The sequence below is a fragment of the Streptomyces sp. NPDC042100 genome, assembly GCF_055582325.1.
On record NZ_JBVJDK010000001.1, the window covers coordinates 504,105 to 526,868 of the forward strand.

Sequence of the window (22,764 nt, forward strand, 5' to 3'; positions counted from 1 at the left end):
CGTAGACTGATGCGTCGGCTCTCGTGTACCCGTGTGTCCGCACCCGGAGCGAGAGTCGATCAAGGTAGCCGATTCGAAGGGCGAAGCGTGGCCAAGAAGCAAGGTGCCATCGAAATCGAGGGCACCGTGATCGAGTCCCTGCCGAACGCCATGTTCAAGGTGGAGCTCCAGAACGGTCACAAGGTCCTCGCGCACATCTCCGGCAAGATGCGGATGCACTACATCCGAATCCTTCCGGACGACCGGGTCGTCGTGGAGCTGTCTCCGTACGACCTGACGCGTGGCCGGATCGTCTACCGGTACAAGTAGATCTTGCCCGCACCCCGCCCTCGGCGTGGGTGAAGGCACTGACCCGGAGAACCTCACATCCCATGAAGGTCAAGCCGAGCGTCAAGAAGATCTGCGACAAGTGCAAGGTGATCCGCCGTCACGGCCGGGTCATGGTCATCTGCGACAACCTGCGCCACAAGCAGCGCCAGGGCTGACGCACGCCGACCGACCTGCATTTCGCAGTTCTTCGCGCGACGCATAGCAACACGTACATACGCAGAGCCCGTCCGATCGTGTCCCACGGTTGACGGCACCTCCGGCGGGGGCCGGGGACCCGACCTGTACCTCACACGGCAGCCGGGAGCGGTTCTGCAGCAGACCCCCGAGAACACAGGAGCCATTGAATGGCACGCGTTTCCGGTGTTGACATCCCGCGCGAAAAGCGCGTGGTGGTCGCACTCACCTACGTCTTCGGCATCGGGCGTACCCGGTCCGAGGAGATTCTCGCCGCGACCGGCGTGAACCCGTCCACCCGTGTCCGCGACCTTGCCGAGGAAGACCTCGTCAAGATCCGCGAGTACGTGGACGCCAACCTCCAGACCGAGGGTGACCTCCGTCGCGAGATCGCCGCCGACATCCGCCGCAAGGTCGAGATCGGCTGCTACCAGGGCCTCCGCCACCGTCGTGGCCTGCCCGTCCGCGGCCAGCGCACCAGCACGAACGCTCGTACCCGCAAGGGCCCGCGTCGCGCCATCGCCGGTAAGAAGAAGCCGGGCAAGAAGTAGTCCTCAGCGGACGCTTGACCAAGCGGTCTTCGCTGTAGGACCGACCACCTCCCGTAGGAGTAAGAGATGCCCCCCAAGGGTCGTCAGGGCGCTGCCAAGAAGGTGCGCCGCAAGGAAAAGAAGAACGTCGCTCACGGCCACGCGCACATCAAGAGCACGTTCAACAACACGATCGTCTCGATCACGGACCCCTCGGGCAACGTGATCTCCTGGGCCTCCGCCGGCCACGTCGGCTTCAAGGGCTCGCGCAAGTCCACCCCCTTCGCCGCGCAGATGGCCGCCGAGTCGGCCGCCCGCCGCGCGCAGGAGCACGGCATGCGCAAGGTCGACGTCTTCGTCAAGGGTCCCGGCTCCGGCCGTGAGACCGCGATCCGCTCCCTCCAGGCCACCGGCCTCGAGGTCGGCTCGATCCAGGACGTCACCCCCACCCCGCACAACGGCTGCCGTCCGCCGAAGCGCCGCCGCGTCTGACCCCGTCTGACGTAGCGACGCCTGTGCGTCTTTGAGTGTCCGGGCGGTACGACCCCGTGAGGGGACGTGCCGCCCGTACCCTTGGCTGTACCTCGCAGTATCTGTCGGGCGTCAAATAGTGGGCGTCCACAAACGAAGGAAACGAAGACATGCTTATCGCTCAGCGTCCTTCGCTGACCGAAGAGGTCGTCGACGAGTTCCGCTCCCGGTTCGTCATCGAGCCGCTGGAGCCGGGCTTCGGCTACACCCTCGGCAACTCCCTCCGCCGTACCCTCCTCTCCTCGATCCCCGGCGCCGCTGTCACCAGCATCCGGATCGACGGGGTCCTGCACGAGTTCACCACCGTGCCGGGCGTCAAGGAGGACGTCACCGACCTCATCCTGAACATCAAGCAGCTGGTCGTCTCCTCGGAGCACGACGAGCCGGTCGTGATGTACCTGCGCAAGCAGGGTCCGGGCCTGGTCACCGCCGCCGACATCGCGCCCCCGGCCGGTGTCGAGGTGCACAACCCCGACCTCGTCCTCGCCACGCTCAACGGCAAGGGCAAGCTGGAGATGGAGCTGACCGTCGAGCGCGGTCGCGGCTACGTCTCCGCCGTGCAGAACAAGCAGGTCGGCCAGGAGATCGGCCGCATCCCGGTCGACTCCATCTACAGCCCCGTGCTGAAGGTCACCTACAAGGTCGAGGCGACCCGAGTCGAGCAGCGCACCGACTTCGACAAGCTCATCGTCGACGTCGAGACCAAGCAGGCCATGCGCCCGCGTGACGCCATGGCGTCCGCCGGCAAGACCCTGGTCGAGCTGTTCGGTCTGGCCCGCGAGCTCAACATCGACGCCGAGGGCATCGACATGGGCCCGTCCCCCACGGACGCCGCCCTGGCCGCCGACCTGGCGCTGCCGATCGAGGAGCTGGAGCTCACCGTTCGGTCCTACAACTGCCTCAAGCGCGAGGGCATCCACTCCGTGGGTGAGCTCGTGGCGCGTTCCGAGGCCGACCTGCTCGACATCCGCAACTTCGGTGCGAAGTCGATCGACGAGGTCAAGGCGAAGCTGGCCGGCATGGGCCTGGCCCTCAAGGACAGCCCGCCCGGATTCGACCCGACCGCCGCCGCCGACGCCTTCGGCGCCGACGACGACGCGGACGCCGGTTTCGTCGAGACCGAGCAGTACTGAGCACACTTTCCGGAGGCGCCCCCGACCGGGGCGCCGCCCGGATCTCCGACAGGCGACCGCCTGCTCGGATACTGACCCCGGTACCTCACACGGCCGGGGCAGACACCTAGGAGAAACACCATGCCGCGTCCCGCGAAGGGTGCCCGCCTCGGCGGTTCCGCCGCTCACGAGAAGCTGCTCCTCGCCAACCTGGCGAAGTCGCTGTTCGAGCACGGCCGCATCACGACGACCGAGGCCAAGGCCCGCCGTCTGCGTCCCGTCGCCGAGCGCCTCATCACCAAGGCGAAGAAGGGCGACATCCACAACCGTCGCCTGGTGCTGCAGACGATCACCGACAAGGGCATCGTCCACACCCTCTTCACCGAGATCGCGCCGCGCTACTCGGAGCGTCCGGGTGGTTACACCCGTATCACCAAGATCGGCAACCGCCGTGGTGACAACGCGCCGATGGCCGTGATCGAGCTGGTCGAGGGCGAGATCGCCAAGAAGGCGACCGTCGCCGAGGCCGAGGCCGCCACCGTGCGCGCCGTCAAGGAGGCCGACGAGGCCGCCGCGGTCGAGACCAAGAAGGACGAGCAGGACGCCTGAGCGTTCTGAACGGTCTTGTGCGCGGGCCCGCACCCCTCGGGGTGCGGGCCCGTTCCGTATGTTCAGGCTTTGAGAGGATGGGTCGCGTGAGCGACGACGTGCAGCCCGGTTTCGTACGGGTACGGCTGGACCTTTCGTACGACGGCAGGGACTTCTCCGGCTGGGCCAAGCAGGCCCAGGGGCAGCGCACCGTGCAGGGCGACATCGAGGACGCCCTGAAGACGGTCACCCGCTCCAAGGAGACGTACGAGCTGACCGTCGCCGGCCGGACCGACGCCGGGGTGCACGCGCGCGGCCAGGTCGCCCACGTCGACCTGCCCGTCGAGCTGTGGGCCGAGCACCGGGACAAGCTGCTGCGGCGGCTCGCCGGGCGGCTCGCGCACGATGTCCGGGTGTGGCGGGTGGCCGAGGCCCCCGAGGGCTTCAACGCGCGCTTCTCGGCGGTCTGGCGCCGTTACGCCTACCGCGTCACCGACAACCCCGGCGGCGTCGACCCGCTGCTGCGCGGGCACGTGCTGTGGCACGACTGGGCGCTCGACATGGACGCCATGAACGAGGCCGCCGCCGCGCTGGTCGGGGAGCACGACTTCGCCGCGTACTGCAAGCGGCGCGAGGGCGCGACGACCATCCGCACCCTCCAGGAGCTGCGCTGGCAGCGGCGGCCCGACGGGGTCATGGAGGCCACCGTCAAGGCCGACGCCTTCTGCCACAACATGGTCCGCTCGCTGGTCGGCGCGCTGCTCTTCGTCGGCGACGGGCACCGGCCGGTGGAGTGGCCCGGCAAGGTGCTGGCCGCCGGTGTCCGGGACTCGGCCGTGCACGTCGTACGGCCGCACGGTCTCACCCTGGAAGAGGTCGGCTACCCGGCCGACGACCAGCTCGCCGCGCGCAGCCGGGAGGCGCGCAACAAGCGCTCACTCCCCGGGAGCGCCGGCTGCTGCTGAGGCCTGGGCCCGGCCTCGGGCGTAGATCTGGTTGAAGGTGAAGGTGCCCAGGTCGTCCGCGGTCCGGAAGACCGGCTGGTCGCCGGTGGTGACCTTCTTGCCGTTGGCGAAGCCGGTCTGGGTGAGGTAGACGTACCGGCCGATGGAGTTGGTGCGGCGCAGGCAGACCGTCGCGTGGCAGAAGTCGCCGACACCGGCGCCGGCCAGCGGGGCGATGCCGCCGGCCGCCTGCTTCTTCGCCTGGAGGGCCTGGTCGTCGGTGGGGAAGACGGCGACGCCGACCGTGACGGCGACGCCGTCCTTCACGTACGTGGCCCGGATCACGCGGGTGCAGCCGTTGCTCTTGAGGACCGGGCCGAGCCCGCCCTGGGTGACGGCGGCGCAGTCCGTCGTGGAGGAGGTCGCGCCCTTCTGGTACGGGCGCCCGTTCATGGTCAGCTTCTTGCCGGGGAAGAGGCCCTCGGCGCTCAGCGGCGCCTTGTCCTTCTTCGCGTCGGAGAGGAAGTCCATCGGGTTCGGCGGGGGCAGCGGAGCGACCGAGGAGAAGGTCGGCGCCGGGCTGGCGGAGTCGCCGGGGGCGGCGGAGCCGGTCGCGGTGATCGGCTGGTTCGACGCCTCGTTGTTCTTCTTGTTGGTCAGGACCACGGAGGTGGCGACGACCGCGCTGACGGCGAGCGCGGCGACGATGCCGCCGCCTATCAGCAGGCCGCGCCTGCGCTTGTTACGGGCGGCGGAGGCGTCGGCGAGGGCGCCCCAGTCCGGGGTGTGGCCCTGCTGGGCGCCGGGGAAGGGATTCGGCGGCTGCTGCGGCTGCGGCTGTGGTTGCTGGTAGGGCGGCTGGGCCTGCTGCTGCGGCTGCCACGGCTGTGGCTGCTGCGGCGGCTGCGGCGGCTGTCCGTACGGCTGCGGCTGTTCCGGGCCCTGCTGCGGCCACTGTGGTCCCCCAAAGCTCATGCCGCGCATCCTAATCCGCTTGGGATCGGGCGGGTCCGGCGGTGACAATGCCTTCCATGGGACATGTCGAGGCCGCACATCTGGAGTACTACCTTCCGGACGGGAGGGTCCTGCTCGGGGACGCCTCCTTCCGGGTGGGAGAGGGCGCCGTCGTCGCCCTGGTCGGGGCCAACGGCGCCGGCAAGACGACCCTGCTCCGGATGATCGCCGGTGAGCTCCAGCCGCACGGCGGCACCGTCACCGTCAGCGGCGGGCTCGGCGTGATGCCGCAGTTCGTGGGCTCCGTGCGGGACGGGTCGACCGTGCGCGACCTGCTGGTCTCGGTCGCGCCCGCGCGCATCAAGGCCGCCGCGAAGGCGGTCGACGAGGCCGAGCACAAGATCATGACGGTCGACGACGAGGCCGCGCAGATGGCGTACGCGCAGGCCCTCAGCGACTGGGCCGAGGTCCAGGGGTACGAGTTCGAGACCCTCTGGGACATCTGCACCACGGCCGCGATGGGCGTGCCGTACGACAAGGCGCAGTTCCGCGAGGTGCGCACGCTCAGCGGCGGCGAGCAGAAGCGGCTGGTCCTGGAGTACCTGCTGCGGGGCCAGGACGAGGTGCTGCTGCTCGACGAGCCGGACAACTACCTGGACGTCCCCGGCAAGCGCTGGCTGGAGGAGCGGCTGCGGGAGACCCGCAAGACCGTGCTCTTCATCTCCCACGACCGGGAGCTGCTGTCCCGGGGCGCGCAGAAGATCGTGGCCGTGGAGCCCGGCCCGGCCGGGTCCGACGTGTGGGTGCACGGCGGCGGCTTCGACACCTTCCACGAGGCCCGGCGGGAGCGCTTCGCGCGCTTCGAGGAGCTGAAGCGGCGCTGGGAGGAGAAGCACGCGCAGCTGAAGAAGCTCGTCGTCACCCTGCGCCAGGCCGCCGCGGTCAGCCACGAGATGGCCTCCCGCTACGCCGCCGCGCAGACCCGGCTGCGGAAGTACGAGGAGGCCGGCCCGCCGCCGGAGCCGCCGCGCGAGCAGGACATCCGGATGCGGCTGCGCGGCGGGCGCACCGGGGTGCGGGCCTTCACGGCCGAGAACCTGGAGCTCACGGGCCTGATGAAGCCCTTCTCCCTGGAGATCTTCTACGGGGAGCGGGTCGCCGTCCTGGGCTCGAACGGCTCCGGCAAGTCGCACTTCCTGCGGCTGCTGGCCGGTGACCCCTCGGTGGCGCACACGGGCACCTGGAAGCTGGGCGCGCGGGTGGTCCCCGGCCACTTCGCGCAGACCCACGCGCACCCGGAGCTCTTCGGGCGCCCGCTCGTCGACATCCTGTGGACCGACCACGCGAAGGACCGGGGGGCGGCGATGTCGATGCTGCGCCGCTACGAGCTGGAGCGGCAGGGCGACCAGCCCTTCGACAAGCTCTCCGGCGGCCAGCAGGCCCGTTTCCAGATCCTGCTCCTGGAGCTGGCCGGCACCACGGCCCTGCTGCTGGACGAGCCGACGGACAACCTGGACCTGGAGTCGGCCGAGGCGCTCCAGGACGGTCTGGAGTCGTACGAGGGCACGGTCCTGGCGGTGACGCACGACCGCTGGTTCGCCCGCTCCTTCGACCGCTTCCTGGTCTTCGGCTCGGACGGGGTCGTCCGGGAGACCACCGAACCGGTGTGGGACGAGCGGCGGGTGGAGCGGGCCCGGTAGGGCCCGTCTGACGATTCCCGCCGGGTCCGGTCCGCTCACGGGACCAGGACCAGCCGGCCGCGGAGGCCGCCCGCCGCGAGGCGGCGGTGTGCCTCTGCGGCCTCGGCGAGGGGGAGGGTCCCGGCCAGGCGCGGGACGAGGACGCCCTCGTCGGCCAGGGCCGCGAGGCGCGCCAGGCCGGCCGCGTCGGCCCGGACCCAGACCGGGACGATCCGGATGCCCCGCAGCGGGTACGGGGCGCCGCCCGCGACCAGGGCCGCGAAGGCGCCGCCGGTGCGCACGGCGTCCAGGGCGGCGGCCCCGAGGACGGCGCCGTCCAGGGCCCCGGCCACGCCGCCGGGGGCCAGCTCCCGGACGGCCTCGCCGAGGCGCGGGGCGGTGGCGGGGACGAAGAGCCCGGCGCCCAGTTCCCGCACGGCCGCCTCGTCGGCGGGGCGGGCCGTCGCCACGACCCGCAGGCCGCGCGCGGCGGCCAGCCGCACGGCATAGCCGCCGACCGCGCCCGCGGCGCCCGTGACCAGGACCGTCTCCCCGGCGGGCAGGTCCAGCGCGTCCAGCGCCTGGAGGGCGGTGAGCCCGGCCAGCGGCAGGGTCGCGGCGGCCTCGGGGGCGAGCCGGGCGGGGGCCGGGGCGACCGCGTGGGCGTCCAGGACCACGTACTCCGCCTGGCTGCCGAGCGGCACGTCCAGCCGGTCGTTCAGGCCGATGACCCGGTCGCCGGGTGTGAGTCCCGTCACCCCGGGGCCGGTCTCCTCGACGAGGCCGGCGACGTCCCAGCCGAGGCCGGTGCGGCCCCGGCCGGCCATCAGTCCGGCCTCCGCGAGGACGCCCGCGCGGGTCGCGAGGTCGACCGGGTGGACGGTGGCCGCCTCGACCCTGATCCGGACCCTTCCGGGTCCGGTCGCGGGCACCGGGACCTCGGCGATCCGCAGGACCTCGGGGCCGCCGAAGGAGTCGATGACGAGAGCGCGCATGGCCGGGGCCTTCCCTGGGGCGGTGTGCTGACCCGACGAACCTAGGGAGGGCTACTCTCCGTCGGGAAGTACGTACCCCGGAGTGCGTACCGCACCGGAAGGAGCGTGCCCATGGGCACCCGTACCGCCGCCGAGCGCCGTGCGGAGGCCCGGCGCGCCTATGACGCGTATCTCGCCGAGTGCCCCGCCCGGCAGCTCCTCGACCGGCTCTCCGACAAGTGGGTCACGCTGCTCCTGAACGCCCTCGCGGACGGGCCGCGCCGCTACGCGGAGCTGGGCCGCAAGGTCGCCGGGGTGAGCCAGAAGATGCTCACGCAGACGCTGCGGGGTCTGGAGCGGGACGGGCTGGTGGTCCGTACGGTGACGCCCTCCGTGCCGGTGCGGGTGGACTACGCCCTGACCCCGCTCGGGGCGAGCCTGCTGCCCGTGGTGCGGGCCGTGAAGGACTGGGCGGACGGGCACGTCGAGGAGGTCGGCGCGGCCCGCGCGGCCTATGACCGGGGCGCCGACGCGTTTTGACCCGCCCGGGGGAGCGCGGGTACGCTTCTGCTTTGTTATGCGTATTGGCTTCGTCGTTCTCACGCGAAGGGCCGCTACGCAGGTTCCCTGGAGCAGTTACCAGTGGCTCGCATACGGGCGATGGTCCCGGCAGTGCAGGCCCCAGCTGCATGATCGCTTCAGGTGTGTCTTGTGACTCCATCCACTGAAGAAGCGAAGGCTACGAAGTGCGTACGTACAGCCCCAAGCCCGGCGATGTCACTCGCCAGTGGCACATCATCGACGCGCAGGACATCGTCCTGGGCCGTCTGGCGACCACGGCCGCGAACCTCCTGCGAGGCAAGCACAAGCCGGTCTACGCCCCCCACATGGACATGGGCGACTTCGTCATCATCATCAACGCCGACAAGGTTCACCTGTCCGGCAACAAGAAGACCCAGAAGATGGCATACCGCCACTCCGGCTACCCGGGTGGTCTGCGCTCCGTCCGTTACGACGAGCTGCTGGACAAGAACCCCGAGAAGGCCGTCGAGAAGGCCATCAAGGGCATGATCCCGAAGAACTCCCTCGGCCGTCAGATGCTCTCGAAGCTGAAGGTCTACGCGGGCGAGAACCACCCCCACGCTGCCCAGCAGCCGGTTCCGTTCGAGATCACCCAGGTCGCGCAGTAGTTCCGGCCACACCCCCTAAGAACGAAAGAAATCTGAGGAGCATCGTGGCCGAGACCACCCCCGAGACCCCCGTCGACGAGTTCGAGGGCGTCGAGGAGTACACCACCGAGACCGAGATCGTCGAGGGTGACTACACCTCCGAGTCCCTCGCGTCGCGCTTCGGCGACCCGCAGCCGGCCGCCGGCCTGGGCCGTCGCAAGAACGCCATCGCCCGCGTCCGGATCGTCCCGGGCACCGGCAAGTGGAAGATCAACGGGCGTACGCTCGAGGACTACTTCCCGAACAAGGTCCACCAGCAGGAAGTCAACGAGCCCTTCAAGGTGCTCGAGCTGGACGACCGCTACGACGTCATCGCCCGCATCGCGGGTGGCGGTGTCTCCGGCCAGGCCGGCGCCCTGCGCCTCGGCGTGGCCCGTGCGCTGAACGAGGCGGACGTCGAGAACAACCGCCCGGCGCTGAAGAAGGCCGGCTTCCTCTCCCGCGACGACCGTGCGGTCGAGCGCAAGAAGGCCGGTCTCAAGAAGGCCCGTAAGGCTCCGCAGTACAGCAAGCGTTAATCGCCTGCTCGGTCTGCTTGTACGTACGCCCCGGCGGCACTGTCCGTGCCGCCGGGGCGTACGGCTTTTTCACACCTTGGTTTCATAATCTTGGGGCAGGACCCCGGACACCCTGGGCATGGCACGTACATTCGGAGGACAGCTGTGGGACGACTCTTCGGCACGGACGGGGTCCGCGGTGTGGCCAACGCCGATCTGACGGCTGAGCTGGCGCTCGGCCTCTCGGTCGCGGCCGCGCACGTGCTCGCCGAGGCGGGCACCTTCGAGGGCCACCGGGCGACGGCCGTGGTCGGCCGCGACCCGCGGGCCTCGGGGGAGTTCCTGGAGGCGGCCGTCGTCGCGGGCCTCGCCAGCGCGGGTGTGGACGTGCTGCGGGTCGGCGTGCTGCCGACGCCCGCCGTCGCCTACCTCACCGGCGCGCTCGGCGCCGACCTCGGCGTGATGCTCTCGGCCTCGCACAACGCCATGCCCGACAACGGCATCAAGTTCTTCGCGCGCGGCGGGCACAAGCTGGCCGACGAGCTGGAGGACCGGATCGAGTCCGTGTACGAGGAGCACCGCACCGGCGCCCCCTGGGACCGGCCGACCGGCGCGGGCGTGGGCCGGGTCCGCGACTACGACGAGGGCTTCGACAAGTACGTCGCCCACCTCATCGGCGTCCTGCCCAACCGCCTCGACGGGCTGAAGATCGTCCTCGACGAGGCGCACGGCGCCGCGGCGCGCGTCTCGCCCGAGGCGTTCTCCCGGGCCGGTGCCACCGTCGTCACCATCGGCGCCGAGCCGGACGGCCTCAACATCAACGACGGCTGCGGCTCCACCCACCTCGGGCTGCTGAAGGCCGCCGTCGTCGAGCACGGCGCCGACCTGGGCATCGCGCACGACGGCGACGCCGACCGCTGCCTGGCCGTGGACGGCGCGGGCGAGGAGGTCGACGGCGACCAGATCCTCGCCGTGCTGGCCCTCGCCATGCGTGAGGCGGGCACGCTGCGCGGCGACACCGTCGTCGGCACCGTCATGTCGAACCTGGGCTTCAAGCTGGCCATGGAGCGCGAGGGCCTCGACCTCGTCCAGACCGCGGTCGGCGACCGCTACGTCCTGGAGTCCATGAAGGAGCACGGCTACGCCCTCGGCGGCGAGCAGTCCGGGCACGTCATCGTGCTCGACCACGCCACCACCGGCGACGGCACCCTCACCGGCCTGATGCTGGCCGCCCGGGTCACCGCCACCGGCAAGTCCCTCGCCGAGCTCGCCGCCGTCATGGAGCGCCTGCCGCAGGTCCTGGTCAACGTCCCGGACGTCGACAAGGGCCGGGTCGGCACCTCCGCCGAGCTGGCCAACGCCGTCGCCGACGCCGAGCGCGAGCTGGGCTCCACCGGCCGCGTCCTGCTGCGCCCCTCGGGCACCGAGCCGCTGGTGCGGGTCATGGTCGAGGCCGCCGACATCGAGCAGGCCCGCTCGGTGGCCGGCCGCCTCGCCGACGTCGTGAAGTCGGCCCTCGGCCAGACCGGCTGACGGACCCTCGGCCCCCGGACCCTCGACCCCCGGACCGGCGGACCACCGGACCGGCGGACGCGCGCGTCCGAGGACGCCCCGGCCCCCTTCCCCGTACGCGGGAAGGGGGCCGGCACCGTCTCAGCGGGTGGTGGTGGGCGTCGCGTCCGGGCCGCGGCCCTTGCGCACCCAGCGGCCGCGCTGGGTGCGCCACAGGAGGATCTGGCCGAGCAGGGTCACCGTGCCCGCCAGGATGATGCCGGTCAGGTTGAGCGCGAGCTGCTCGATCGAGCCCCACATCTGGCCGTACTGCCCGTAGCTGAGCGCCACCGCCGCGTTCGCCGCTGCCGGGACGGTCGTCACCGAGATCGCCACGCCGATCAGCGCACCCGACTTCGTCGAGGTCAGCGACAGCGTGCCGGCCGCGCCCGCGAGCAGGGCGACCACGAAGGAGAACGGGTCCGGCTGCCAGATGAAGCCGGTGTTCACCCGGGGCGCGTCCAGCTTGGCCACGCTGAACAGGCCCAGCGCGTCCATCGCCAGGCTGAACACCGTCGTCGCCGCGATCGCCGCCGCGAAGCCGACGACCAGGGCGCACGAGGAGCGCAGCACCAGCTTCGGGGAGCGCCGCACGATCCCGGTGCAGATGCCCGCCAGCGGCCCGAACTCCGGGCCGACGGCCATCGCGCCCACGATCAGGATCGCGTTGTCCAGGACCACGCCACAGGCCGCGATCATGGTCGCCAGGATCATGAACGCGCTGTACGTGATGGTGAGCGTCGACTCCTCGTGGGTGGCGTCGCTCAACTGCTCCCACACCACCGCGTCGGCGCCCTCCCCGGGAGCCTCCTCCTCGGCCGCCTCGGCCCGCTTCGACAGCGAGAGGTCGATGTCGTCGACGGCGATCGAGCCGTCCTGGTCGATCCTCAGGTCCCTTAGCCCGTTGATGAGTTCGTCGGCGGCCTCGCGGGCCACGTCGCACATCACCACGTCCCCGGCGGGCTCGCGGGCGGCGCCCGGCAGGACCACCACGTGGGTGGTGCCCACCGTGCGGCCGATGAGGGCGGCGGCCGCCTCCGTCCGGTCGGGCGGGACGATCATCCGTAGGTGCAGCATCCTCAGAGCTTACGGAGGCCCGGGGCCCACGGACCTCAGAGCTTGCGGAGGCTCAGGGCCTACGGACCTCAGAGCTTGCGGAGGCTCAGCTTCTGCACCTTGTGGTCGGGGCCCTTGCGCACCACGAGCGTCGCCCGGCCCCGGGTGGGGGCCACGTTCTCCAGCAGGTTCACCTTGTTGATGGTCCGCCACATCGTGCGGGCGTAGTCCAGCGCCTCCTCCTCGGAGACCGCCGTCCAGCGCCGGAAGTACGAGGAGGGGTCCTGGAAGGCGGTGTCGCGCAGCTTGCGGAAGCGGTTGAGGTACCAGCGCTCGATGTCCTCGGGGCGCGCGTCCACGTACACCGAGAAGTCGAAGTAGTCCGCGAGCCCGACCCGGGTGCGCCCGTCCTTGCCGGGCAGGGCCGGCTGGAGGACGTTCAGCCCCTCGACGATGAGGATGTCGGGGCGGCGCACCACCAGGCGCTCGCCGGGCACCCGGTCGTAGATCAGGTGCGAGTAGACGGGCGCGGTGACCTCCTCCTTGCCCGCCTTGATGTCCGCGACGAAGCGGGTCAGCGCCCGCCGGTCGTACGACTCGGGGAAGCCCTTGCGGGACATCAGCCCGCGCGCCCGCAGGTCGTCCATCGGGTAGAGGAAGCCGTCGGTGGTCACCAGCTCCACCCGGGGGTGCTCGGGCCAGCGGGCGAGGAGGGCCTGGAGGAGGCGGGCGACGGTCGACTTGCCGACCGCGACCGAGCCGGCGACCCCTATGACGAAGGGGGTGCCGCGCTGCTCGGCCTTCTCCCCGAGGAAGGTGTTGAGGGCCCCGCGCAGCCCGCTGGTGGCCTGTACGTACAGGTTGAGCAGGCGCGACAGCGGCAGGTAGACGTCCCGGACCTCGTCGAGGTCGATGACGTCGCCGAGGCCGCGCAGCCGCTCGACCTCCTCGGCGGTCAGCGGCAGCGGGGTCTTGTCCCGCAGCGCGCTCCACTCGGCCCGAGTGAGATCGACGTACGGCGTCGGCTCGGCCGCCCGCCTGGCTCCGTTGCCGGCGGGACCGTTCGGGCTTCGTGGCGGCGAAGTGATCACCCCGCCATTGTCGTGGCTCCGGGGCGATCGTGTGCCGTGGGGTGGGTCACGCGGCAATCGGCTTGTGGCCCGGCGGCCCCGGCCGTGATCATTCGGTCATGCGCATGTCTGTACGTACCGCCGTCGCCGCCGTCTCCACCGCCTCCCTGGCCCTGCTGCTCACCGCCTGCGGGGGTGACGCCCCGGACGGGAAGCCGAAGGGCGACAACGACGCCGCGGCCTCCGCCTCCGCCGCCGCCAAGCCCGACGTGAAGGCGCTGACCGCGGCCGAGCTGGAGAAGCTGGTCATCGGACAGCCCGACGCCCCCGGCTACCTGGTGAAGAAGGCGGGGGCGGCCGACATCGTCAACGCCGGTGACGTCGGCGCCGACAAGGCGGCCTGCGAGCCGCTCGCCGAGGCCATGTCCGGCGTCTCCACCGGCACCCCCGGCGCGAGCGCGCTGCGCAAGGCGATCCAGGCGAAGAAGGGCACGGCCGGCTCCCCGGACGACGTCATGAACGCGCTCGCCGCGCCCGTCACGGCCGTCACCCTCGGCTCGTACGGCGGCCAGGGCGCCCAGCAGGCCATCGGCTCGCTGAAGGCCGCCTCCACCGCCTGCGGCGAGGGCTTCACCGTCAGCTCCAGCGGCGAGAAGACCAAGGTCACGAAGGTCACCCCGCTGCCGCTGACCGCCGGTGAGGAGGCCGTGGCCTTCACCGTCGTCAGCGACATGGAGGGGACCCCCTTCACGAGCACCCTGGCGGTCTTCCGCAAGGGCAACAACCTCGCCACCTTCTCGACCATCAGCGTCAGCGGCAAGGTCAAGGGCCTGCCGCAGGACCTGGTCGACGCGCAGGCGGCCAAGCTGCGCTGACTCCGGCCCTCCGGGGCCGCCGGGCCGTAGGCTGCGCGCTATGTGCGGAATCGTTGGCTATGTAGGCGGACAGTCGGCACTCGACGTGGTGATCGCCGGCCTCAAGAGGCTCGAATACCGGGGCTACGACTCGGCCGGGGTCGCGGTGCTCTCCGACGGGGGGCTCGCCGCGGCGAAGAAGGCCGGCAAGCTGGTCAATCTGGAGAAGGAGCTGGTGGACCGCCCGCTGTCGAGCGGCTCCACCGGCATCGGACACACCCGCTGGGCCACCCACGGCGGGCCCACCGACGCGAACGCGCACCCGCACCTCGACAACGCGGGGCGCGTCGCCGTCGTCCACAACGGGATCATCGAGAACTTCGCCGTGCTCCGCGCCGAGCTGGCCGAACGCGGCCACCGGCTCGGCTCCGACACGGACACCGAGGTGGTGGCCCACCTGCTGGCCGAGGAGTTCTCCTCGGTCGGCGACCTCGCCGAGGCCATGCGGCTGGTGTGCCGGCGGCTCGACGGGGCCTTCACCCTGGTCGCCGTGCACGCCGACCAGCCGGACGTGGTGGTGGGCGCCCGGCGCAACTCCCCGCTCGTCGTCGGGGTCGGCGAGGGCGAGAACTTCCTCGCCTCCGACGTCTCCGCCTTCATCGCCCACACCCGCTCGGCCATCGAGCTCGGCCAGGACCAGGTCGTGGAGCTCACCCGCGAGGGTGTCACCGTCACCGACTTCGACGGCGCCCCCGCCGACGTACGGGCGTTCCACATCGACTGGGACGCCTCGGCCGCCGAGAAGGGCGGCTACGCCTCCTTCATGCTCAAGGAGATCGCCGAGCAGCCCAAGGCCGTCGCCGACACCCTGCTCGGCCGGATCGACGCGGAGGGGCGGCTGCGGCTGGACGAGGTGCGCATCCCCGACGCGGTGCTCCGCGAGGCCGACAAGATCGTCATCATCGCCTGCGGGACCGCCTTCCACGCCGGGCTGATCGCCAAGTACGCCATCGAGCACTGGACCCGGATCCCCTGCGAGGTGGAGCTGGCCAGCGAGTTCCGCTACCGGGACCCGATCCTCGGGCAGCGGACCCTGGTCGTCGCGATCTCCCAGTCCGGCGAGACCATGGACACGCTGATGGCGCTGCGGCACGCCCGTGAGCAGGGCGCCAAGGTGCTGGCCGTGTGCAACACCAACGGTTCGACGATCCCGCGCGAGTCGGACGCCGTGCTCTACACGCACGCCGGGCCCGAGGTCGCCGTCGCCTCCACCAAGGCGTTCCTGACCCAGCTCGTCGCCTGCTACCTGCTCGCGCTCTACCTGGGCCAGGTGCGCGGCACCCAGTGGGGGGACGAGATCCACGCCGTGGTGCGCGAGCTGTCCCGGATCGCCGACGAGGTCGAGCGGGTGCTGGAGACCATGGAGCCGGTGCGGGAGCTGGCGCGCTCGCTGGCCGGGGCGGACACGGTGCTGTTCCTCGGGCGGCACGTCGGCTACCCGGTGGCCCTCGAAGGCGCGCTGAAGCTCAAGGAGCTCGCCTACATGCACGCGGAGGGCTTCGCCGCCGGGGAGCTCAAGCACGGCCCGATCGCGCTGGTCGAGGACGGGCTGCCGGTGGTGGTCGTCGTCCCCTCGCCACGCGGCCGCTCCGTGCTGCACGACAAGATCGTCTCCAACATCCAGGAGATCCGGGCCCGGGGCGCCCGGACGATCGTGATCGCCGAGGAGGGCGACGAGGCGGTCGTCCCCTACGCCGACCACCTCATCCGGATCCCCGCGACACCTACGCTTCTCCAGCCGCTGGTCTCCACGGTGCCGCTCCAGGTCTTCGCCTGCGAACTGGCGACGGCGCGGGGCAACGAGGTGGACCAGCCGCGCAACCTGGCCAAATCCGTGACAGTGGAGTGAGTGGACAGATGATCATCGGGGTGGGGATCGACGTGGCGGAGATCGACCGCTTCGCCGCGTCGCTCGAACGGACGCCGGGGCTGCTCTCCCGGCTCTTCGTCGAGCGCGAGCTGCTGCTGCCCAGCGGCGAGCGGCGGGGCAGCGCGTCGCTGGCGGTGCGGTTCGCCGCCAAGGAGGCCCTCGCGAAGGCGCTGGGCGCCCCGGCGGGGCTGCACTGGACGGACGCCGAGGTGTACGTCGAGGACACCGGGCAGCCGAGGCTGCGGGTGCGCGGCACGGTGGCGGCGCGGGCGGCCGAGCTCGGGGTGCGGCACTGGCACGTGTCGCTGAGCCACGACGCCGGGGTGGCCTCGGCGGTGGTGATCGCGGAGGGGTAGGCCGGAGGGGCGGGCCGGAGGGGCGGGCCGGAGGGGCGGGCCCCCTCGTACGCGACCGCGCCGAAGGTGGCGGGCGGGGCGCCGAGCGGACAGGCTGGGGGCCATGCGTACCGCTTACCGCGTGGAGACCGTACGGGCCGCCGAGGCCGAACTGATGGCCCGGCTGCCGGAGGGCACGCTCATGCGGCGGGCCGCGGCGGGACTCGCCGCCGCCTGCCGAGGGCTGCTGCCGAGGGTGTACGGGGCCCGGGTCGTGCTCCTCGTCGGCAGCGGCGACAACGGGGGTGACGCCCTGTACGCCGGGGCGCTGCTGGCCCGGCGCGGTGCGGGCGTGACGGCCGTGCCGCTCTCCGCGCGCGCCCACGAGGGCGGCCTGGCGGCGCTGCGCGCGGCGGGCGGCCGGGTGGTCGGCCCGCACGAGGACCCGTACGAGGCGCTGGCCGCCGCCGACCTCGTGCTCGACGGGATCACCGGCATCGGCGGGCGCGGCGGGCTGCGGCCCGACGCGGTGCCCGTCGCGCGGGCGGCGCGCGGCTCCGACGCGGTCGTGGTCGCCGTGGACCTGCCGAGCGGCGTCGACGCGGACACCGGCGAGGTGCCGGGGGAGGCGCTGCGGGCCGACGCGACCGTCGCCTTCGGCACCTACAAGCCGGGGCTGCTGATCGACCCGGCCCGGGAGTACGCGGGCGCGCTGCGGCTGGTCGACATCGGGCTCGGCGCCACCCTGCCCTCGGTCCCGGACCTGGAGGCGCTCCAGCACGAGGACCTGGCGCGGCTGCTGCCGGTGCCGGGGGCGGAGAGCGACAAGTACCGGCGCGGGGTCGTCGGCGTCGTCGCCGGCTCCGCCCGCTACCCCGGCGCCGCCGTGCTGGCCGTCGAGGGCGCGCTGCGCGGCGGCGCGGGCGCGGTCCGCTACGTCGGCCCGGCGGGCCCGGCGGTCCTCGCCGCCCGCCCCGAGACCCTGGTCCACGCGGGCCCGCCGTCGAAGGCGGGCCGGGTCCAGGCGTGGGTGGTGGGACCGGGGATCGGCGAGGCCCCGGGGGAGACGCCGAGGTCCGCGGACCGCGCGCGGGACATCTCCCCGCACCCGCTGGTCGCCGAGGTGCTCGCGGCCGGGGTGCCCGTGCTCGTCGACGCGGACGGGCTGCGCGGGCTGTGCCCCGACGCCGTGCGGGCGCGCGGCGCGGCCACGGTGCTCACGCCGCACGCGGGGGAGGCGGCGGCGCTGCTCGGGGTCGAGCGGCGGGCGGTCGAGGCGGGGCGGCTCGCGGCCGTCCGGGCGCTGGCCGAGCGGTTCGGGGCCACCGTGCTGCTGAAGGGCTCGACGACGCTGGTGTGCGGGCCGGGCGGGACCGGCCCGGTGCGGGTGAACCCGACCGGCACCTCCTGGCTCGCCACGGCGGGCAGCGGCGACGTGCTGTCCGGCCTCGCGGGCTCGCTGCTCGCCGCCGGGCTCGCGCCCGTGGACGCCGCCTCCGCCGCCGCCTACCTGCACGGCCTGGCGGCCCGCCGCGCCGCCCGGGGCGCCCCGGTGGCCGCGGGCGACGTGGCGGCGGCGCTGCCGGGCGCCTGGCGGGACGTCACCGGCGGCTGAGCGCCCGCCACTCGGCGGAACGCGTTGCTCCGCAGGGGGCGCAGCGCAGGCGCCCCGGCCCGGGGCGGCATGGGATGGGCGGGTGACCAGATGGAGAGGACGCCGCCGAGGCGTCACCGCGCTGTTGCCCGCCCTGGCCCTGGCCCTGCCGCTGGCCCTGACCCCGGCCCTGCTGCCCCCGCCCGCCCGCGCCGACGCGCCCGAGCCCGAGGCCGCGGAGGTGCTGCTGCCCGGCGGGGTCGCCGCCGGGCGGGGCGAGTACCCGATGGACACCCCCGACCAGGTGCTGCCGCCGAGGCAGGTGGAGGGCGGCGAGCCCGTGCCCGTACCGGCGAAGGAGGTGGACGAGCTCGTCGAGTTCCTGCCGCGCGACGCCGCCAAGGCCGCCTGCACCGCGAAGACCGGGCCCCACCAGCGCCGGGTGGAGCGGCTGCTGAAGCTGAAGGCGGACGGGAAGCAGTCCGCCGCGGACTGCAAGGCCATCCGCGCCTTCCAGCAGCGCGAGAAGATCAAGCCCGCCAACGGCTACGCCGGACCCGTCACCTGGGGCCGCGCCGAACTGCTCGCCGCCCGCGAGAACCCCAACGCCGCCGGGAAGTGCCCCGCCCGCTCCTACCCCGTCGCCTGTGTCGACCTCGACCGGGAGCTGATGTGGGTGCAGAAGGGGAAGAAGATCACGTACGCCGTGGTCAACGTGCGCAGCGGGCGGGCCGGCTACCGGACCAGGACCGGCTGGCACAAGATCTACTGGCGGCACAAGGACCACTGGTCGTCGATCTACGACACGCCCATGCCGTTCTCCCAGTTCTTCAGCGGCGGCCAGGCCTTCCACGCCGTCTACGGGCAGATCGCCACCCCCGTCGGCAGCCGAGGCTGCGTGAACCTGAGCTACCGGAACGCCGAGCGGTTGTGGGGCGTGCTGCGCAAGGGGGACCGGGTCTACGTGTGGGGCAAGCGGCCGGAAGGGTGAGGCGGCCCGGCGACCTGAGAGACTGGGCCGCGATGACTGAGACACCACTGCCCCGCCGTGCCCGTGCCGAGATCGACCTGGGCGCGCTGCGTGCGAACGTCCGCGCGCTGCGCGCCCGGGTCGAGCCGCACGTCCAGATCATGGCCGTGGTCAAGGCCGACGCGTACGGGCACGGGGCCCTGCCCTGCGCCCGTGCCGCCGTCGAGGCGGGCGCGACCTGGGTCGGGACGGCGACGCCCGAGGAGGCGCTGGCGCTGCGGGCGGCCGGGCTGCGGGACGTGCGGATCATGTGCTGGCTGTGGACGCCGGGCGACCCGTGGGCGGAGGGCATCGAGGCCGGGCTCGACATGTCGGTGAGCGGCCTGTGGGCGCTGGCCGAGGTCGTCGAGGCGGCCCGGGAGACCGGGCGCAGGGCCAGGATCCAGCTCAAGGCCGACACCGGGCTCGGGCGCAACGGCTGCCAGCCCGCCGACTGGCCGGAGCTGGTCACCGAGGCGCTCAAGGCCGAGGCGCAGGGGCTGGTGAAGGTGACCGGGCTCTGGTCGCACTTCGCCTGCGCGGACGAGCCGGGGCACCCCTCGATCGCCGCCCAGCTGGAGGTCTTCCGGACCCTGCTGGAGTACGCCGAGAAGGCCGGGGTCGAGCCCGAGGTGCGGCACATCGCCAACTCGCCGGCCACCCTGACCCTGCCCGAGACCCACTTCGACCTGGTGCGGCCCGGCATCGCCATGTACGGCGTCTCCCCGGCGCCCGAGATCGGCACCTCCGCCGAGCTGGGGCTGCGGCCGGTGATGACCCTCAAGGCGAGCGTCGCCCTGGTCAAGGACGTGCCCGGCGGGCACGGGGTGTCGTACGGGCACCACTACACGACCCCGGGCGACACCACGCTCGGCCTGGTCCCGATCGGCTACGCGGACGGCATCCCCCGGCACGCCTCCGGGCGCGGTCCGGTGCTCGTCGCCGGCAAGGTGCGGACGGTGGCCGGGCGGGTCGCCATGGACCAGTTCGTGGTGGACCTCGGCGGCGACCGGCCCGAGCCGGGCACCGAGGCGGTGCTGTTCGGGCCCGGCGACGGGGGCGAGCCGACGGCGCAGGACTGGGCCGACGCGGCCGGCACCATCGCGTACGAGATCGTCACCCGGATCGGCGCGCGCGTCCCGCGCGTCCACCTGGGCGCGTAACGGGGGGCGGCCGTGGGCGAGGAGACCTGGCGGAGGGCCGGCTGGGCCGGTGCCGCGATAGGCGTGCTCGCGGCCGGCGCCGCCGCCGGTGTCGCGGTCGAGCGGCTGACCGTCGGGCGCTCGGTGCGCGAGAAGGCACGCCTCGCGCTGGACTCGGAGGGCCCGTTCGGGGCGCTGCGCGGGGCTCCCGGCTGGGCGGTCGCCGAGGACTCCACGCGGCTGTACTACGAGGTGGACGAGGTCGAGGCGGACGCGCCCGCCCCGCGCAGGCGGCGCCTGTTCGGACGGAAGGCGCCCGCGCCGGTGACCGTCGTCTTCAGCCACGGCTACTGCCTGAGCCAGGACTCCTGGCACTTCCAGCGGGCCGCGCTGCGGGGCCTGGTCCGCGCGGTCTACTGGGACCAGCGCAGCCACGGGCGGTCCGGCCGAGGGGTCGAGCAGGCGGGCCCGGACGGCACGCCCGTCTCCATCGGCCGTCTCGGCGACGACCTCAAGGCCGTCATCGACGCCGCCGCCCCGGAGGGCCCGCTGGTGCTGGTGGGGCACTCGATGGGCGGGATGACGATGATGGCGCTGGCCGGCCGGCATCCCGAGCTGGTGCGCGAGCGGGTGGTCGGCGCCGCCTTCGTGGGGACCTCGGCCGGGCGGCTCGACGAGATCAGCTACGGGCTGCCGATGGCCGGGGTCAACGCGGTGCGCCGGGTGCTGCCCGGGGTGCTGCGGGCGCTCGGCTCGCGGGCGGAGCTGGTGGAGCGGGGGCGGCGGGCGACCGCCGACCTGTTCGCGGGCCTGATCAAGAAGTACTCGTTCTCCTCGAAGGACGTGGACCCCTCGGTGGTCCGGTTCGCGGAGCGGATGATCGAGTCCACCCCGATCGACGTGGTCGCCGAGTTCTATCCGGCGTTCGTCGAGCACGACGAGACGGCGTCGCTGGCCGCCTTCCGGGAGCTGCCGGTGCTGGCGCTCGCCGGGGACCGGGACCTGGTCACGCCGAGCTCGCACACCGAGGCGCTCGCCGGTCTGCTGCCGGACGCCGAGCTGGTCATCGTGCCGGACGCCGGGCACCTGGTGATGCTGGAGCACCCGGAGGCCGTCACCGACCGGCTCGCCGACCTCCTCGGACGGGTGGGCGCGGTCCCCACGGGCGAGGGACCGGCCGGCGGCTAGGTAGGTTGGCGGGCATGGACACTCCGCACAACCAGGCCACCCTCGCCATCGACTCGCCCGAGCGGATGACGGAGCTCGGCCGCCGCCTCGCGAAGCTGCTGCGCCCCGGCGATCTCGTGATGCTCACCGGCGAGCTCGGCGCCGGGAAGACCACGCTCACCCGGGGGCTCGGCGAGGGCCTGGGCGTCCGGGGGGCCGTGACCTCGCCGACCTTCGTCATCGCCCGCGTCCACCCCTCGCTGGTCGGCGGCCCCGCCCTGGTCCACGTCGACGCGTACCGGCTGGGCGGCGGGCTCGACGAGATGGAGGACCTGGACCTGGACGTCTCGCTGCCGGACTCGGTCGTGGTCGTCGAGTGGGGTGACGGCAAGGTCGAGGAGCTGACGGACGACCGGCTGCACGTGCTGATCCACCGGGTGGTCGGCCATGACGGCACGGACGACGTGGACGACCGGCGGACGGTGGTGCTCAACGGGATCGGCGACCGGTGGGCCGGCGCGGACCTGCTGCTGGGCTGAACGTACGTAGGTTCCGACAACGTGTCGGGAAAATGTTGCGTGAGTGCTCCACGCCGTGGTGACATGGACCCATGAGCTGGTTAGGTGCACCTAACCTACGGGAGGCATTCATGGCGACGCCGCAGCACGCCGTTCGGATGGACCGCACCGCGGACAGCGTCTCGATGAGAGACCTGCTGGCCTCCTGCGCCGCGGCCAGCGCCGTCTCGACCCCGCCGCGCGAGCCCGCGCCGGCGGCGGACGAGCCCGAGCCCTCGGTCCACCCCGCGGTCCGCCCGGCGGTCCACGACGAGGCCGCCTGAGCGGCGCGCCCCGCCCGGCTCCCGGGCGGTCCCGCACGTCCTAGGCGACGACGACGACCTTCGCGCCGATCACCGCGAAGGTCCACAGCGCGTCGCCGTCCGCCCGCTTCATGCGGATGCCGCCGGTCTTCCGCGAGGGGTCCGGAGTCGGTGTCGAGTTGTCCACGGCCGCGCTGAAGCCCACCGACACGTCCTGCACGGTCGCGAACCGCACCACGTGCTCGATCTGCACCCCGTCCGAGCCGCGCACCGCGCCCGAGCGCGAGGTCACCGCGTACGCGCCGGGCTGCGGCGAGACCGTGCTGGGCATCACCGAGAAGGTGTGCGTGACCTGGTTCTTCGCGTCCACCAGCCACACCCGGCGGTTCGCCAGCGCGTACACCACCCGCTCGCCCGTCCCGGAGGTCGCGGGCAGCGCCAGCGGGTCCTTCGCGGCCGGCTTCGGCTTGCCGCTCGCCGGCGCGGAAGGGGCCGAGCTCGGCGTCTGGGGCTTGGCGGCCAGCTCGGCGGCCGAGGGCGCCACGGCCGAGGCCTGGTAGGCGAGGAAGCCGATCACCGCGACGGCCGCCGCGGTGAGCCCGGCCACGAATCCCGAGCTGCTCCGTGCCACCGCGCGCCCACCTTCTGTCGTACGTACGTATCGGTCGCCTGACCGTAGCAGCCGCCGCCCCGC

The 22,764-nt window shown here is 72.8% G+C and carries 26 protein-coding genes; 21 read left to right on the forward strand and 5 right to left on the reverse strand.

From position 1 onward, the window contains the following. The first annotated feature begins 87 nt into the window (after positions 1–87). The 7 genes from infA to truA all read left to right on the forward strand — a co-directional run bounded on the left by infA (position 88) and on the right by truA (position 4,230). On the forward strand, positions 88–309 hold the full coding sequence (gene infA, locus ACZ6J5_RS02445) for a translation initiation factor IF-1 (RefSeq protein ID WP_003956442.1): 222 nt from the start codon (positions 88–90) through the stop codon (positions 307–309). Between the two features lie 62 nt (positions 310–371). Further along, entirely contained in the window at positions 372–485 is a 114-nt protein-coding gene (gene rpmJ, locus ACZ6J5_RS02450; protein ID WP_003956441.1) for a 50S ribosomal protein L36, read from the forward strand. Between the two features lie 189 nt (positions 486–674). Further along, a complete protein-coding gene (gene rpsM, locus ACZ6J5_RS02455; RefSeq protein ID WP_015035595.1) occupies positions 675–1,055 on the forward strand; it encodes a 30S ribosomal protein S13 in 381 nt (126 codons plus the stop codon). A 66-nt stretch (positions 1,056–1,121) separates the two neighbouring features. Continuing rightward, complete coding sequence (gene rpsK, locus ACZ6J5_RS02460; protein WP_003956432.1) at positions 1,122–1,526, forward strand: 30S ribosomal protein S11; 405 nt, start codon at positions 1,122–1,124, stop codon at positions 1,524–1,526. Between the two features lie 149 nt (positions 1,527–1,675). Continuing rightward, complete coding sequence (locus ACZ6J5_RS02465) at positions 1,676–2,698, forward strand: DNA-directed RNA polymerase subunit alpha (RefSeq protein ID WP_003966937.1); 1,023 nt, start codon at positions 1,676–1,678, stop codon at positions 2,696–2,698. A gap of 120 nt (positions 2,699–2,818) precedes the next feature. Further along, positions 2,819–3,286, forward strand: coding sequence for a 50S ribosomal protein L17 (gene rplQ, locus ACZ6J5_RS02470; protein ID WP_401651169.1), 468 nt, complete (start codon positions 2,819–2,821; stop codon positions 3,284–3,286). An 86-nt stretch (positions 3,287–3,372) separates the two neighbouring features. After that, a complete protein-coding gene (truA, locus tag ACZ6J5_RS02475; RefSeq protein WP_469386785.1) occupies positions 3,373–4,230 on the forward strand; it encodes a tRNA pseudouridine(38-40) synthase TruA in 858 nt (285 codons plus the stop codon). Here truA and ACZ6J5_RS02480 read toward each other — a convergent pair. After that, a complete protein-coding gene (locus ACZ6J5_RS02480; protein WP_469386787.1) occupies positions 4,201–5,184 on the reverse strand; it encodes a hypothetical protein in 984 nt (327 codons plus the stop codon). The genes truA and ACZ6J5_RS02480 overlap by 30 nt on opposite strands. Before the next feature lie 56 nt (positions 5,185–5,240). Here ACZ6J5_RS02480 and ACZ6J5_RS02485 point away from each other — a divergent pair, with 56 nt between their 5' ends. Beyond that, a complete protein-coding gene (locus tag ACZ6J5_RS02485) occupies positions 5,241–6,863 on the forward strand; it encodes an ABC-F family ATP-binding cassette domain-containing protein (RefSeq protein ID WP_469386791.1) in 1,623 nt (540 codons plus the stop codon). A 35-nt stretch (positions 6,864–6,898) separates the two neighbouring features. Here ACZ6J5_RS02485 and ACZ6J5_RS02490 read toward each other — a convergent pair whose 3' ends face one another. Further along, complete coding sequence (locus ACZ6J5_RS02490; protein ID WP_469386794.1) at positions 6,899–7,837, reverse strand: NADP-dependent oxidoreductase; 939 nt, start codon at positions 7,835–7,837, stop codon at positions 6,899–6,901. A gap of 111 nt (positions 7,838–7,948) precedes the next feature. Between ACZ6J5_RS02490 and ACZ6J5_RS02495 the strand changes: the two genes are divergently transcribed. The 4 genes from ACZ6J5_RS02495 (at position 7,949) to glmM (ending at position 11,075) form a co-directional block, all read left to right on the forward strand. Then, positions 7,949–8,356 (forward strand): winged helix-turn-helix transcriptional regulator, encoded by a 408-nt coding sequence (locus tag ACZ6J5_RS02495; protein WP_469386796.1) that lies wholly within the window; start codon positions 7,949–7,951, stop codon positions 8,354–8,356. Positions 8,357–8,562: 206 nt separating this feature from the next. After that, the gene (rplM, locus tag ACZ6J5_RS02500; RefSeq protein ID WP_365337593.1) at positions 8,563–9,006 is read left to right on the forward strand and encodes a 50S ribosomal protein L13; all 444 of its coding nucleotides are present in this window, start codon (positions 8,563–8,565) and stop codon (positions 9,004–9,006) included. A gap of 44 nt (positions 9,007–9,050) precedes the next feature. Beyond that, positions 9,051–9,563, forward strand: coding sequence for a 30S ribosomal protein S9 (gene rpsI, locus ACZ6J5_RS02505; RefSeq protein WP_189974781.1), 513 nt, complete (start codon positions 9,051–9,053; stop codon positions 9,561–9,563). Between the two features lie 144 nt (positions 9,564–9,707). After that, positions 9,708–11,075, forward strand: a complete 1,368-nt coding sequence (gene glmM, locus ACZ6J5_RS02510; protein ID WP_469386799.1) for a phosphoglucosamine mutase — start codon at positions 9,708–9,710, stop codon at positions 11,073–11,075. 120 nt (positions 11,076–11,195) lie between these two features. Here glmM and ACZ6J5_RS02515 read toward each other — a convergent pair whose 3' ends face one another. After that, positions 11,196–12,170 carry a DUF389 domain-containing protein gene (locus ACZ6J5_RS02515; protein ID WP_469386801.1) on the reverse strand — a complete coding sequence of 325 codons (975 nt, stop codon included), beginning with the start codon at positions 12,168–12,170 and terminating at the stop codon, positions 11,196–11,198. Positions 12,171–12,238: 68 nt separating this feature from the next. Then, the gene (gene coaA / locus ACZ6J5_RS02520) at positions 12,239–13,240 is read right to left on the reverse strand and encodes a type I pantothenate kinase (protein WP_469386802.1); all 1,002 of its coding nucleotides are present in this window, start codon (positions 13,238–13,240) and stop codon (positions 12,239–12,241) included. A 104-nt stretch (positions 13,241–13,344) separates the two neighbouring features. Here coaA and ACZ6J5_RS02525 point away from each other — a divergent pair, with 104 nt between their 5' ends. From ACZ6J5_RS02525 to ACZ6J5_RS02565, 9 genes are all read left to right on the forward strand, one after another. Continuing rightward, positions 13,345–14,094 carry a hypothetical protein gene (locus tag ACZ6J5_RS02525; RefSeq protein ID WP_469386804.1) on the forward strand — a complete coding sequence of 250 codons (750 nt, stop codon included), beginning with the start codon at positions 13,345–13,347 and terminating at the stop codon, positions 14,092–14,094. Between the two features lie 40 nt (positions 14,095–14,134). Further along, positions 14,135–15,982, forward strand: coding sequence for a glutamine--fructose-6-phosphate transaminase (isomerizing) (glmS, locus tag ACZ6J5_RS02530; protein WP_469386806.1), 1,848 nt, complete (start codon positions 14,135–14,137; stop codon positions 15,980–15,982). A gap of 8 nt (positions 15,983–15,990) precedes the next feature. Continuing rightward, the gene (locus tag ACZ6J5_RS02535; RefSeq protein ID WP_362468590.1) at positions 15,991–16,359 is read left to right on the forward strand and encodes a holo-ACP synthase; all 369 of its coding nucleotides are present in this window, start codon (positions 15,991–15,993) and stop codon (positions 16,357–16,359) included. A 103-nt stretch (positions 16,360–16,462) separates the two neighbouring features. Next, complete coding sequence (locus ACZ6J5_RS02540) at positions 16,463–17,953, forward strand: NAD(P)H-hydrate dehydratase (protein ID WP_469386809.1); 1,491 nt, start codon at positions 16,463–16,465, stop codon at positions 17,951–17,953. Positions 17,954–18,035: 82 nt separating this feature from the next. Continuing rightward, positions 18,036–18,923, forward strand: coding sequence for a L,D-transpeptidase family protein (locus ACZ6J5_RS02545; RefSeq protein WP_469386810.1), 888 nt, complete (start codon positions 18,036–18,038; stop codon positions 18,921–18,923). Between the two features lie 32 nt (positions 18,924–18,955). Next, a complete protein-coding gene (gene alr, locus ACZ6J5_RS02550) occupies positions 18,956–20,104 on the forward strand; it encodes an alanine racemase (protein ID WP_469386812.1) in 1,149 nt (382 codons plus the stop codon). Positions 20,105–20,116: 12 nt separating this feature from the next. Beyond that, on the forward strand, positions 20,117–21,271 hold the full coding sequence (locus tag ACZ6J5_RS02555) for an alpha/beta fold hydrolase (RefSeq protein ID WP_469386814.1): 1,155 nt from the start codon (positions 20,117–20,119) through the stop codon (positions 21,269–21,271). A 14-nt stretch (positions 21,272–21,285) separates the two neighbouring features. Continuing rightward, positions 21,286–21,789, forward strand: coding sequence for a tRNA (adenosine(37)-N6)-threonylcarbamoyltransferase complex ATPase subunit type 1 TsaE (gene tsaE, locus ACZ6J5_RS02560; protein WP_469386816.1), 504 nt, complete (start codon positions 21,286–21,288; stop codon positions 21,787–21,789). Positions 21,790–21,899: 110 nt separating this feature from the next. Next, positions 21,900–22,091 (forward strand): hypothetical protein, encoded by a 192-nt coding sequence (locus tag ACZ6J5_RS02565; protein ID WP_469386818.1) that lies wholly within the window; start codon positions 21,900–21,902, stop codon positions 22,089–22,091. 40 nt (positions 22,092–22,131) lie between these two features. On the opposite strand, the gene ACZ6J5_RS02570 is transcribed toward ACZ6J5_RS02565, so the two are convergent. Continuing rightward, positions 22,132–22,701, reverse strand: a complete 570-nt coding sequence (locus tag ACZ6J5_RS02570) for a hypothetical protein (protein ID WP_469386820.1) — start codon at positions 22,699–22,701, stop codon at positions 22,132–22,134. Between the last annotated feature and the right edge of the window lie 63 nt (positions 22,702–22,764).